Annotated in this window: 10 protein-coding genes; 5 read left to right on the forward strand and 5 right to left on the reverse strand. The window is 66.1% G+C overall.

Translation table 11 applies throughout. The features are described 5' to 3' along the window. Positions 1–99: 99 nt before the first annotated feature. Positions 100–564: a VOC family protein gene (locus DQ353_RS22560; protein WP_353616671.1), complete on the reverse strand. Its 465-nt coding sequence runs from the start codon at positions 562–564 to the stop codon at positions 100–102. 30 nt (positions 565–594) lie between these two features. After that, positions 595–1,248, reverse strand: a complete 654-nt coding sequence (locus DQ353_RS07610) for a dihydrofolate reductase family protein (RefSeq protein WP_113762166.1) — start codon at positions 1,246–1,248, stop codon at positions 595–597. 192 nt (positions 1,249–1,440) lie between these two features. Here DQ353_RS07610 and DQ353_RS07615 point away from each other — a divergent pair, with 192 nt between their 5' ends. Together DQ353_RS07615 and DQ353_RS07620 are read left to right on the forward strand one after the other, a co-directional pair. Further along, complete coding sequence (locus DQ353_RS07615) at positions 1,441–1,872, forward strand: VOC family protein (protein WP_113762167.1); 432 nt, start codon at positions 1,441–1,443, stop codon at positions 1,870–1,872. A 52-nt stretch (positions 1,873–1,924) separates the two neighbouring features. Further along, complete coding sequence (locus tag DQ353_RS07620; RefSeq protein WP_113762168.1) at positions 1,925–2,602, forward strand: NADPH-dependent F420 reductase; 678 nt, start codon at positions 1,925–1,927, stop codon at positions 2,600–2,602. A 7-nt stretch (positions 2,603–2,609) separates the two neighbouring features. On the opposite strand, the gene pepN is transcribed toward DQ353_RS07620, so the two are convergent. Next, the gene (pepN, locus tag DQ353_RS07625; RefSeq protein ID WP_113762169.1) at positions 2,610–5,279 is read right to left on the reverse strand and encodes an aminopeptidase N; all 2,670 of its coding nucleotides are present in this window, start codon (positions 5,277–5,279) and stop codon (positions 2,610–2,612) included. Between the two features lie 811 nt (positions 5,280–6,090). On the opposite strand from pepN, the gene DQ353_RS07630 reads away from it, so the two are divergent. Beyond that, complete coding sequence (locus tag DQ353_RS07630; protein ID WP_220093984.1) at positions 6,091–7,146, forward strand: YncE family protein; 1,056 nt, start codon at positions 6,091–6,093, stop codon at positions 7,144–7,146. A gap of 557 nt (positions 7,147–7,703) precedes the next feature. Here the strand turns inward: DQ353_RS07630 and DQ353_RS07635 are convergent. Then, positions 7,704–9,218 carry an SDR family NAD(P)-dependent oxidoreductase gene (locus DQ353_RS07635; RefSeq protein ID WP_113762170.1) on the reverse strand — a complete coding sequence of 505 codons (1,515 nt, stop codon included), beginning with the start codon at positions 9,216–9,218 and terminating at the stop codon, positions 7,704–7,706. Positions 9,219–9,597: 379 nt separating this feature from the next. On the opposite strand from DQ353_RS07635, the gene DQ353_RS22715 reads away from it, so the two are divergent. After that, on the forward strand, positions 9,598–9,918 hold the full coding sequence (locus DQ353_RS22715) for a hypothetical protein (protein WP_502696383.1): 321 nt from the start codon (positions 9,598–9,600) through the stop codon (positions 9,916–9,918). A 52-nt stretch (positions 9,919–9,970) separates the two neighbouring features. Then, the gene (locus tag DQ353_RS22720; RefSeq protein WP_502696384.1) at positions 9,971–10,657 is read left to right on the forward strand and encodes a tryptophan--tRNA ligase; all 687 of its coding nucleotides are present in this window, start codon (positions 9,971–9,973) and stop codon (positions 10,655–10,657) included. Positions 10,658–10,741: 84 nt separating this feature from the next. Here the strand turns inward: DQ353_RS22720 and DQ353_RS07645 are convergent, their stop codons facing one another. Then, complete coding sequence (locus DQ353_RS07645) at positions 10,742–11,476, reverse strand: hypothetical protein (protein ID WP_113762171.1); 735 nt, start codon at positions 11,474–11,476, stop codon at positions 10,742–10,744. Between the last annotated feature and the right edge of the window lie 121 nt (positions 11,477–11,597).

The raw sequence follows: 11,597 nt of genomic DNA on the forward strand, positions 1-11,597 counted from the left end.
CTCCAGGTGCGTCCGGTTCTTCGTATCCGCCTTGGGCGTAGGCTCCCGGCACAGCGCCAGCAGGGGGCCGCGCAGTGGGCGGTGGCGAAGGATCGTGGGTCATCCTCCGGCGCGATCCACCCGGTCAGCCAGGCCCGGAATCCGGCATCCCCCTGGGGATCGGCGCTGTCCCGGGGAAGGGCGGCGAGGGGCCCGGTGCCGCGGTATGCGGTTCGGCCCTCCATCACGCAAAATGCGTTGGATTCCGGATCTCCCAGGCACGACCCACGGGACATCGCCCTGCCCGATGTCCAGGTGCAGCCCCAGCGGATCCCGTGGCGGCTCGGGAACCGGTTGGAAGCACAGATCCAGGGTCGGGCCGCCTGGGACGGACAACCGTGTCCCGAACCCCTCCGGGGTGTCGGTGAGCTGTTCGCAGCCCAGCAATTCCTGCCAAAACCGACCGAGGCGCTGCGGGTCGACCGCGTCGAAAACGATGTTTTCCCGATGCATGGGGCCAAGACCACTCCCCGGTGAGGCGGATGTTCGGGCAACCGGCCCGGGGCGGCGCAGTTCCCGGGGCATGGGAGGGCCCCGGCGCCCGGAGTAATTTGATCAGCCACGCAGCAGCCGCACGTGGAAGGCTCCCTCGCCCGGTTGCGACTCGGCGACCCGGAAGCCGTCCGCGGCCCAGTTGCCGGTGAACAGCCATTCGCCGGCACCCAGCAGCACCGGGGTGAACGCCAGGTGCAGTTCGTCGACCAGCCCGGCTGCCACCGCCTCGCGCACCGTGGCCACGCCGCCACCGAGACGGATGTCGCCGCCGTGCGCGGCGCTGCGGGCCGCTTCGAGTGCTGCGGGCAGCCCGTCGGCCACGAAGTGGAAGGTGGTGCCGCCGGACATCGGAAGCGGATCGCGGGGATGGTGGGTTAGCACGAAGAGGTCGTGCCCGTAGGGCGGGGATTCGCCCCACCAGCCTCGCCAGGAGGAGGCCTCGTCGTCGGCGTCCCAGGGTCCGCGGATGGGACCGAACATGTTTCGGCCCATGACGGTCGCGCCGATCCCCGCATCCCCGGCCCGCAGCCATGCATCGTCCGTTCCGGTGCTCCCGCCGGGTTCGCCGCTGCGCTCCCGCCAGGATGCGGTGGGAAAGACCCACTGGTGCAACTCCATCCCGCGCGCGCCCAGCGGGTCGTTGATGCCCTGGTTGAGGCCGGCACCGTAGCCGTCGATCGAGACACTGAAATTGTGGACCCTGACCCGTGACATGGTTCGCTCGCCTTCTTCCCGGTGCCGGCGGGTTGGTGCCGCGGTGCCTCCGGCGCGTTACAGGGCCCAGACTACGTTCGCCCGGTGTGCACGGCAATGCCCGGCGCGGTCGGTGGCACCATGGTGCGCCCGCGGGCATTGACCGGTCGGTGGCCCCTTGTGCCGGAGGTCCGCGCGGAATAGCGTGTGCCCATGGACCTCTCTATTCAGATCACCGTCGACAGCGCCAACCCGCACCGGCAGGCCGTGTGGTGGGCCGAAACGCTCGGCTGGACCGTGGAACCCAGCGACCCGGACTTCATCCAGAAGATGATCGACGAGGGCCACGCCAGCGAGGACGAGACGCTGATCTTCGACGGCGAGCTGGCGTGGCGCAGCGGGGCCGGAATCTGCCCGCTGGACCAGTTGGGGAAGGTGCCGCGCCAACGGATCCTCTTCCAGCTGGTGCCCGAGCCCAAGACCGTGAAGAACCGGGTCCACCTCGACCTTGACCTGGGCGATATCGACGAAGTGCGCGGCAAGCTGCTGGCCCGCGGGGCGACGTTCCTGCACGCCGCGGCGCAGGGCCCCTTCACCTGGTACACGCTGGGCGACCCGGAGGGCAACGAGTTCTGCATCAGGTAGGCCGGTTCGTGGACCGGCCCGAAGATACAACGCCAAACAGGAAGTTGCCGCCATGAAGATCGCAGTCCTGGGAACCGGCACCGTCGGGCGCACGCTCGCGGCACGGCTGGCCGAACTCGGCCACACCCTCACCCTTGGCACGCGTGACCCTGCGGCCACCGCTTCGCGCACCGAGCCCGATGCCATGGGCGCCGCTCCGTTTGCGCCCTGGGCGGCGGGGAACCCCGGCATCGTTCTGGCAACATTCGCCGACGCCGTTGCCGGGGCCGAGCTCATCGTCAACGCCACCCACGGGGCCGCGTCCCTTGAGGTGCTGGCCCTGGCCGGCGCCGGCAACCTTGGGGGGAAGATCATCCTGGACGTTGCCAACCCCCTGGATTTCGGCCACGGGATGCCACCGACCCTGCTGGTCAAGGACACCGATTCGCTGGGAGAGCAGATCCAGCGAGCCTATCCCGCGGCCCGGGTCGTCAAATCGCTGAACACCCTCACCGCCGGGCTGATGGCACACCCGGAGAGATTGCCCGAACCGGGCACGGTCTTCGTCTCCGGGAACGACTCCGACGCCAAGGACACGGTCGCCGGGATCCTGGCGGACTTCGGCCACAAGGACGTGATCGACCTGGGCGACATCACCACCTCACGAGGCGCCGAAATGCTCATGCCGATCTGGCTGCGTCTGTGGGGCGCACTGGGGAATTCGGAGTTCAACTTCAAGATCGTCCGCTGAGACGTGGTCATCGCGCCGGTCCCGAAACTTCCCGAAGCCAGCCGGCGCTCAGGGCCTGGGCGGCCAGGGAACGGGCCAGGGAGTCGCGTTGCTCCGCCAGGATCCGGCGCAGCGCCCGCGGGGCGTCGGGGGATTGCTCGATCCAGGCATCGAGCCGGGCCATGACCGGGTGCACGCCGTCAAGGGCCAGGTCCTGGGCTGCGGGGAAGAGCCCGGATATCACGCGGGTGGCCATGCCGATGCTCATCGACTCCCAGATGCCTTCAAGCGCCGGCCAGTACTCCCGGTAGTGCCCGTCGAGCAGCTCGTGGGACCCGAGCAGGAATCCGGCGGCGGTGGCGGAGACCGCCTCGTTGGACAGGGCCGAGCCGTCGGCGTTCACCCCGGTGAGCACCGCGTTGAACGCGGCCTGCTTCACCGAGCGCTCCGGGCGCGCGGCCAGGGCCAGCAGGCGCCCGGCGGTGGCCACGGCCGAGGGGTGTTCGAGCGCGTCCTCCTCGAGCCGGGCCAGCGAAGCCTCGTCGAGGTTTCCGCTGGCGGCCTTGGCCGCCCACAGGGCCCAGCGCAGGTCCTCGTCAAGCTCCAGGCCCGCGAAGCGTTTCTCGCCGGCCAGGAGGGAATCGACGATATCCCCGGCCACCGAACCGCGGGCCAGCACGGCCAGGGCGCGGGCCGCGGCGACCTGCGCGTCGCTTCCCGGTGCGGCGCGATCCAGCCATTCGGTGATGGCGTCGGCCAGGGCCTGGCGCTCGGCATCCCGCAGCGCCGGGGGCAGGTAGTGGGTGATGGCGGTGGTGGCCTGGGTGAGCAGCTGCGCAAAGACCGAGACCTCGGTGACCGATTCGGCATGGGCGCGCACCGCGGCCAGGAACCCGGGGGCCGGAAGCCTCGCGTCGCGCACCATGTTCCACAGCGCGGCCCAGCAGGTGGCACGCGCCAGCGGGTCGGCCAGGGTGCCCAGGTTGCCCAGCAGCGTGGCCAGGGAAACCTCGTCGAAGTCCACCATGGCGTAGGTGTCGTCCCCGTCGTTGGGCAGGATCAGATCCGGACGCGGTTGCCCGACCAGAAAGGGCAGGGCCACGCCGCTTCCGACCAGTTCCACCCGGTGGGTGGCGGTGCGCACCAGGGTGCCGTCGACGATATTGAACAGCCCCACGTTCAGCACGTGCGGGTGGGTGATGGGGGTCCCGGTGATCGGATCGGTGCCCGCTTGGGTGAGCGTTGCGGCGGTGATCTTTCCGTCGGCCAACTGCAGGTCCAGGCCCAGGCGAGGGACCCCGGCGGTCTTCAGCCACGCCTCGGCCCACGCGCCCATGTCGCGTCCCGACGCGGTCTCGAGGGCGGAGAGGAAGTCGGTGAGCGTGGTGTTTGCGTATTCGTGGGCGCGGAAGTAGGTTCGGGCGGCGTCGCGGAAGGCGTCGGCCCCCACGTAGGCGGCCAGCTGCTTGAGCACGGATGCGCCCTTGGCGTAGGTGATGCCGTCGAAGTTCTGCTTCGCGGCCTCCAGGTCGGTGATGTCCGCGACGATGGGGTGGGTGGAGGGCAGCTGGTCGGCCACGTAGGCCCAGCCCTTGCGGCGGTTGGCGAAGGTGGTCCAGGCGGTGGTGAACGAGGTGGCTTCGGCGTTGGCCAGGGTGCCGATGTAGTCGGCGAAGGATTCCTTGAGCCACAGATCGTCCCACCAGGTCATGGTGACCAGGTCGCCGAACCACATGTGCACCATCTCGTGCATCAGCGTGTTCGAGCGCTGTTCGTGCTGCGCCTCGGTGGCCCGTGAGGTGAAGAGGTAGTGCTCGGTGAAGGTGACCAGCCCGGGGTTTTCCATGGCGCCGAGGTTGTACTCCGGCACGAACGCCGAGTCGTACTTGCCCCACGGGTAGGGGTAGTCGAAGAGGTCGTGGAAGTAGTCCAGGCCGGTGCGGGTCAGCTCCAGGATGTTTTCCGGATCGAAGTGCTCCGCCAGCGAGGCACGGCAGGTGGCGTTCAGCGGGATCACCAGCTCGGTGCCGTCATCCAGGGTGCGGGAGTAGGAGCCGGTGGCCACGAAGTAGGGTCCGGCGAGCACCGTGGTGATGTAGGTGGAGATCGGCAGGGTCGGGGCGAAGTGTGTGGTCGCGGTGCCGTCCCCGTGATCGTCGACGCGGGCGGGGGCCTGGTTGGAACCGACGTGCCAGCCTCCGGGTGCGCGCACGATGAAGGTGAAGGGTGCCTTGAGGTCGGGCTGTTCGAAGTTCGCGTATACGCGCCGGGCATCTGCTGGTTCGAACTGGGTGTAGCAGTAGGTCTGCCCGTCGGCAGGGTCCACGTAGCGGTGCAAGCCCTCGCCGCTGCGCGAGTACCGTGCGTGGCCATCGACGACAAGCGTGTTGGGGGAGTCCACGCCCTGGACCAGGTTCTCGAGGTGGATGCGGGAGCCGGAGACGGCCTGCCCCGGATCGACGGGGGCGCCGTTGAGCGTGATCGACTCGATGGATTCATGGATGAAGTCCAGGAAGGTGCCGGTGGTGCCGTGGGCCTCGAACACCAGCGTGGTCCTGGAACGGTAACCGGTCACGGCCGGGTCCTGCGCGGGTGAGAGGTCGAGCTCCACCCGGTAGGAGAGCACCTTCAGGGTTTGGGCGCGCCATGCCGCCTCGTCGCGAGAAAGGTTTTCGTTCGGGCCCGGGTTTCTAGTCATGTGATCCACCTGACCATTCAAACATGAAACGAGCGCTTGACAATGTCGTGCCTCCAATTGGTCGCAAGCACGCCCCGAAGTTGCGTGGCGCCGATGTAGTTCCAGTGAAGCGGAGTGGCAGGGTTCCGTCTCGTCGCGTTACAGGTGGAGCACGAAATTTCAGGGGCTGGGTGGGGGTCGATGCGGGGCTGGAGGGTTCTGCGAAACGACGTGCCCGGAAAGCCTGGTGCGGAATGCTCCACTGGTCCGCCTCGTTCCTTCATTCGCCGATCGTGCCATCCATGGTGGCGGGCACATCGATCCGCCCGGCAATTTCATGCCCGGATGCGATGACCACCCGTGGATTTTCGGCAGCGTGCCGCGGCCGGCACAAGGTTGAAGTCCTTGTGGGCTCCCGGGCCAATGATCTACATCCCGACTCAATCCGGGCGGGACTACTTTGTCGACGGGCCCCCAGCTGTGGTCCATCGCTGGGCCATTGCCGAGCCGATGACTTTGTCCTCTCGTGGGCAAGCGTTTGGCCGCGGCTTAGGCATGCCGATGCGTTTGGGGTCCACCGTGCTCATCGAACGGGACCCGACTGTCCGGATAGGGCGGCGAAACCTTGGCTGCAACTGAACGATCCAGCCCTTTTCCCCGTCTTAGCGGGTGGAGGCGGTCCTGGGCGCGAGTCCCTGCTCCCTGAGCAGGGACTCGCCATGACTGCGTTCCCTCCGGAACCGGTCAGGCACGTCAGCCGAATCTCTTGGCGTGCCTCAGCCGACACGTCGATCCTGATCTCAAGAACAAACCCACTGAGGAGCCACACTTCATGAACAAACGGATCATCACGACCATGGCGTCGCTGTCCCTGATGGCGCTTGCCCTTACCGGTTGCGGCGCCGCAACAGACACCCCCGACGCAAGATCCCCGGCCACGGGAGCCGCGGCCGGTTCGGACCAGGCAGCTCCCGATTCCGGCCGAACAGCGTTTGACGCAGAGATTACCAACAATTCCCTTGCGGTGAGCCCTGATGAGAAGACCGCGGTGGTCTCGGACAGCCGCGAAAATTCGATCCTGATCTATGACCTCGCCGAAGGTGGGCTGCTCAAGAAGATCGGTGGCTTTGGAACGCCGCGGAACGTCGTGTTCATCAACGACGGCTCGCAATTTGTCGTCTCCGACAGCACCCTGGGAACCCTCCGTTTCTACGGCACGGAGGACCACACCTTGCAGGATGAAGTCGTTGTTGGGCCGGGAGCATTCGGAACAGCGGCAAGTCCGGATGGAAAGACCATGTATGTGAACAACCAAGCACATGGCTCCGTCACGGTCGTCGATCTTGAGACACGGAAGCCGACCGCCGTAATCACCGGTTTTTCCCAGCCAAGGCAGGGCATCAAGGTATCCCCGGACGGAAAACGCGTATTTGTGACGAACTTCGAGGGCGACAAGGTCACCGTTGTCGATCCCGACAGCAGGAAGATCCTTCACGAACTGACCGGTTTTTCCAAGATCCGGGGAATCTCGGTGACGGCTGACGGGAACACGCTGTATGCCGCAAACAGCGGGCGCAACAGTATCTCCGTGGTCGACTCACGGAACGGAGACATAACGAATGAAATTGACGTCGGCCGCGAACCGTACGGTGCAGCACTGTCGCCGGACGGCACAATACTTTTTGCCAGCAACAAGGCGGACAACACAATCGACGTCATCGACGTCACCAAAAACGCGATCGTGAAGACTCTCAAGGGCTTCAAGGAGCCCCGACAGGCAATTGTCTTCAGCCGTGGCCAGGAGCGGGCGTATGTGTTGAACCGGGACCTTTCTGTTGCCCGTGTCCAACTAGACGACCTTTCCTTGACGGACACGATCCGGGAATAGACCCGAGAAGGCAGTCCGTTCCCGTCCCGGAACGGGCTCGTCCAAACACCTGTAGGAGGCAGGGATGGTGGACGTTCCCGAGGTGTGGATGGTTATCCCCGAAGGATCCAGATGGATGCCCATCCTGCTCTTCGAGGGAACCTGGAAGGCGGGAACGCCACCTTGTTTCCTTGCGTGCGACAGTGCAGGTACCGCTATCGGCAATCTGGAGTCCGTAAGCAACAACGACAATTCGATGCCGCGCACAGGTGCTTCTGGAATGGACATCACGTGGGCAGCTCACAACGCTTGAGGACGTGGTAAACCAGCACCCGGACGAAGAGGTGGCTGCCGGCGAAGGAACCGGCAACGACCGGTGCCATCGGCCCGACCACTTACGGCCCAACGCCGGCACATCGGCAACGGAAAGCTGGAAGCCAAGCAGCACGATGCCGGTCCGCGTCAGCTGCTTGGCGCCCAAGTCCACGCCATATCCCAAGCCGATCCGAGGGCCGCAAAGTGGTGCCGGCGGCTGGTTCAGGCCGGGGAACACCAGATCCGGCAGGGGCCGTGGGTTTCTACCAGGGGGAGGGTTCGTAATCCTTCAGGAAGCAGCCGTAGAGGTCGATGCCGCGTTCCCCGTCAACGATCGGCTGGTAGACACGGGCCGCGCCGTCGATCAAATCAAGTGGTGCATGCCATCCCTCGGCGACCATGCGGACCTTGGAGTCGTGCGGACGCTCGTCGGTGATCCACCCGGTGTCCACCGCGGACATGAGGATGCGGTCGGTCTTGAGCATTTCCTCGGCGCTGGTGCGCGTGAGCATGTTCAGCGAGGCCTTGGCCATGTTGGTGTGCGGGTGCCCGGCGCCCTTGTAGCGGCGGGAGAACTGCCCCTCCATGGCCGAGACGTTCACGATGTACTTGCGGTGCGCGTCGGAGGCGGCAAGCGCAGGTCGCAGGCGCGATGCCAGCAGGAACGGCGCGGTGACGTTGCACAGCTGCACCTCGAGCATTTCCAGCGCGTCGACATCTCCCAGGATCTGCGTCCAGGAGTTCTCGGTGACGACATCCGGGACCATGCCGCCGGCATCTATCGCTGTGCCCGCGGCAATGCGCTCCAGGGTCGCGGAGCCCGCGGTCATGGCCAGGTCCGCCACGGCCTGGGCGTCGTAGTTGGTCGGGGTTGCCGGGACCAGCAGCGCCGAGTCCTCCAGGCGGAAGGCGCTGGCCAGGGCGCGCGGGTGCTCGGCCGGGGGATTGGCCTCGCCCCAGACCTCGGGGCCGCCGGCGCCGAACTCGAGTTCGGCCGGCAGCGGCTGGTTCTCGGACTCGATCAGGTGCAGGTAGGAGTTCGAGGTGCGGCGCACGGTCTGCGCGGCGTTGTTGATCAGGATGTCCAGCGGGCCCTCGGCGGCGACGCGGTCGGCCAGCGAGATCACCTGCGAGGGATCGCGCAGGTCGATGCCGACGATGCGCAGGCGGTGGATCCAGTCCGCGGAGTCCTCCAGCGCGGCAAAGCGGCGTGCGGCATCGCGCGGGAAGCGCGTGGTGATGGTGGTGTGGGCGCCGTCGCGCAGCAGGCGCAGGGCGATGTGCATGCCGATCTTGGCACGCCCGCCGGTGAGCAGGGCACGCTTGCCGGTCAAATCCGCCCGGGCGTCGCGGCGCTCGCGTCCGGCCGCGGCGCACTCCGGGCACAGGTAGTGGTGGAAGGCGTCCACGGTGGTGTAGCGCTGCTTGCAGATGTAGCAGCCGCGCGGCTTGATGTATTCGCCGGCGGTGTGCTCGTCGGTCGGGGTACTCAAATCCAGGCCGAGCGTCTCGTCGTCCAGTCGCTGCGGGGAGCCGGTGGCGGTGCGCTCGACCACGGCGCGGTCGGCGGCGTTGATGGCCGAGCGCTTCTCGTTCTTGCGGTGCCGCTTGGCGGACTTGAACATCTTGCCGGTGGCCCGGCGCACGGCGACGTGTCGCTCGTCCTCGGCGTCCAACCGGTGCACCTGGCCCAGCACCTTCAGTGCCGTCTCAAGTTCCTCGGCGGTGAAAAGTTCGTCATTGCCGGCCGTATCGGCCGCAGGATAATTCTCAGTCATGTCGACATCAAGTCTACCGGCAGTGGCCCCGGGAGGATTTTCCGGTTTTGGGAAAACCCGAACGGAGCCCCGGCCTCGGTCCGCCGCCGGCACGCAATCGCTCGCCGGCAGCAACGTTGTCCACGGGGCGGATGGCTCTGACACGCGGTAGCGTGTTCCCATGAATCAGTCACGGCTGGCTTGGTGGCGTTCGGACTAGGAACAACCCTGCCTCGTGAAAGACCACGGCCGTTCGCACTGGACGGCCATTTTTTCTGCCCTGCAACAGGGGGCGGGATACCGGCCGTACCGGCGGCAACCTTCCCGCAACAACAATGAGTACAAGATGCACGATCACCCGGAAACCACTCCATCCGAGAAACCCGAAGCACACCCACACATGGCCAGTCGCATCGGCACCGATACCGTCAACAAGAATGGCTCCCGCGAACAACGAATCCTCACCGGTCCGGGACGGTTCCGGGTCATGACAGGTGACCGGCCGACGGGGCGACTGCATCTGGGCCACTATTGCGGCACGCTGCAGAACCGGGTCAGGTTGCAGGACCTTGGCGTTGAATCCTTCGTACTGGTTGCCGGCTACCAGGTGCTGACCGACCGGGACGTGGCCGGGAACCTGGCCGAATCCGTCGAGGAATTGGTCCTGGACTACCTGGCCGTTGGCATCGATCCGGCCCGCACCACGATCTACCCCCCATAGTGCCGTCGCCGCGCTGAACCAGCTGCTTCTGCCGTTTCTGTCACTGGTGTCCGTGGCGGAGCTGGGACGGAATCCCACGGTGAAGGACGAGATCGCACATTCGAGGCAGGCGGCGGTCAGCGGGCTGATGTTCAGCTACCCCGTTCACCAGGCGGCCGACATCTTGTTTTGCAAGGCCAACCTGGTGAACGTCGGCCAGGACCAACTTCCCCACCTTGAGCCGACCCGCACCATTGCGCGGCGGTTCAATGCCCGATATGCGCCCGAGACCGGGATTTTTCCGGAGCCCGCGTCATTGCCCTCGGCAGCCCCGCTGCTGTTGGGCACCGACGGCGGCAAGATGAGCAAGAGCCGAGGCAACGCCGTAGCGCTGGCGGACGATGCCGATGACACAGCGCGACTGATTCGCGGTGCAAAGACCGACTCCATCAGGCACATCACCTACGACCCGGCCACCCGCCCCGAGGTCTCCAGCCTTGTCCTGCTTGCTGCGCCGTGCACGGATCGCGATCCCCTCGAGGTTGCCGATGAGGTCGGAGCCGGTGGCGCAGGCCCATTGAAACGAACGGCGACCGATGCCGTCAACGAGTATCTGGCCCCGATCCGGGCCCGGCGCACGTCCTACGCGCAGGAGCGCGGCTTCGTGCGCAACATCCGCAAGGGAGGCAACGGGCGCGCCAGCGCCGTCGCCGATGAAACCTTGGAAGAGGGCAGGCGGGCCATGAAGACTTCCTACTGAATAGTCCGACGGGGTGCCGGGGCCCGAAGAATTGGTGCCCGGCACCGCGGACCGCCCGGTGTGTGGCGAAGCCTGCAATGCTGTTCAGCGTTCCAGCGGTTCGGGCCGCTCCAACCCGATGAAGGGGGCAAGTGCTTCCTTGTAGAGGTCCCTGTTTGCCGCGGGAAGCAACCCTTTGGCGCCGTAGCCGAGGAACAGTGCACTTTGCGCTCCGCCACCGGAGTCATCGGAGAATTCCTTGGCGAACTTGCCGGTGAGGTCCTTGGAACAATCCGCAAAGGCAAAGGACAGCCACTGGCCATTCGGCCCCTGAACCATCCCTCCCACCATCGCCCAGCCGGCAGGATCCAGGCTTCCCCGATCGGCAACCACATCGGCCTCGGACCAGCTGTCGGTATCCAGCCTCGGTCTCTGGTAACCGTATTCACCCGAGATGTCCCCGATGACGTCCATGGCCTTTTGCTTGCCGGCCCAGGCTTCCGGCACCGAGGTGCTTTGATGTTCCGGAGCGTTTACCGTGGTCAAGAGGGACTGCCCGCCATGGTTGTTGCTTGCTCCAGGAAAGTAGACGTCGGTTTCGAGCGCTTCAGCCTCGGCATTCCATTCCAAGGCCAGTGCGCTTGAGAGTGCGGATTTGATCTCCGCCAGCATTGCCTGGCCGTCGGCATATCCCTGCTCCGGGGTCGGGCCGTCGAGAATTTCCTGTGGATCCGGCTCGGAGGTGGCAGGGTAGCCGCGCCAGTAGATGGTCTGCCTTGAGCCGTCGGTGTTTTCGATGACGGTGGTGCTGCCAATCGTGGTCTTGATGATGTGTGTCAACGGCAGTCTAAAACTGCCCGTCTACGGCAATTGAAATTGACCACTTGCGGCAGTCTCGCTGACCATGGGCGGCAACGGAATTGACCGGCTTTCGGGACGCCGCGCTGATGGCCACCGGCGC

This window comes from Arthrobacter sp. AQ5-05, assembly GCF_003287975.1.
Lineage (GTDB): Bacteria > Actinomycetota > Actinomycetes > Actinomycetales > Micrococcaceae > Paeniglutamicibacter.

Bases quoted from the DNA above. Each gene is read 5' to 3' on its own strand.
- DQ353_RS22560 (WP_353616671.1), bottom strand. From the start codon at position 564: ATGCCCCGGGAACTGCGCCGCCCCGGGCCGGTTGCCCGAACATCCGCC.
- DQ353_RS07610 (WP_113762166.1), bottom strand. From the start codon at position 1,248: ATGTCACGGGTCAGGGTCCACAATTTCAGTGTCTCGATCGACGGCTAC.
- DQ353_RS07615 (WP_113762167.1), top strand. From the start codon at position 1,441: ATGGACCTCTCTATTCAGATCACCGTCGACAGCGCCAACCCGCACCGG.
- DQ353_RS07620 (WP_113762168.1), top strand. From the start codon at position 1,925: ATGAAGATCGCAGTCCTGGGAACCGGCACCGTCGGGCGCACGCTCGCG.
- pepN (WP_113762169.1), bottom strand. From the start codon at position 5,279: ATGACTAGAAACCCGGGCCCGAACGAAAACCTTTCTCGCGACGAGGCG.
- DQ353_RS07630 (WP_220093984.1), top strand. From the start codon at position 6,091: ATGAACAAACGGATCATCACGACCATGGCGTCGCTGTCCCTGATGGCG.
- DQ353_RS07635 (WP_113762170.1), bottom strand. From the start codon at position 9,218: ATGACTGAGAATTATCCTGCGGCCGATACGGCCGGCAATGACGAACTT.
- DQ353_RS22715 (WP_502696383.1), top strand. From the start codon at position 9,598: ATGGCCAGTCGCATCGGCACCGATACCGTCAACAAGAATGGCTCCCGC.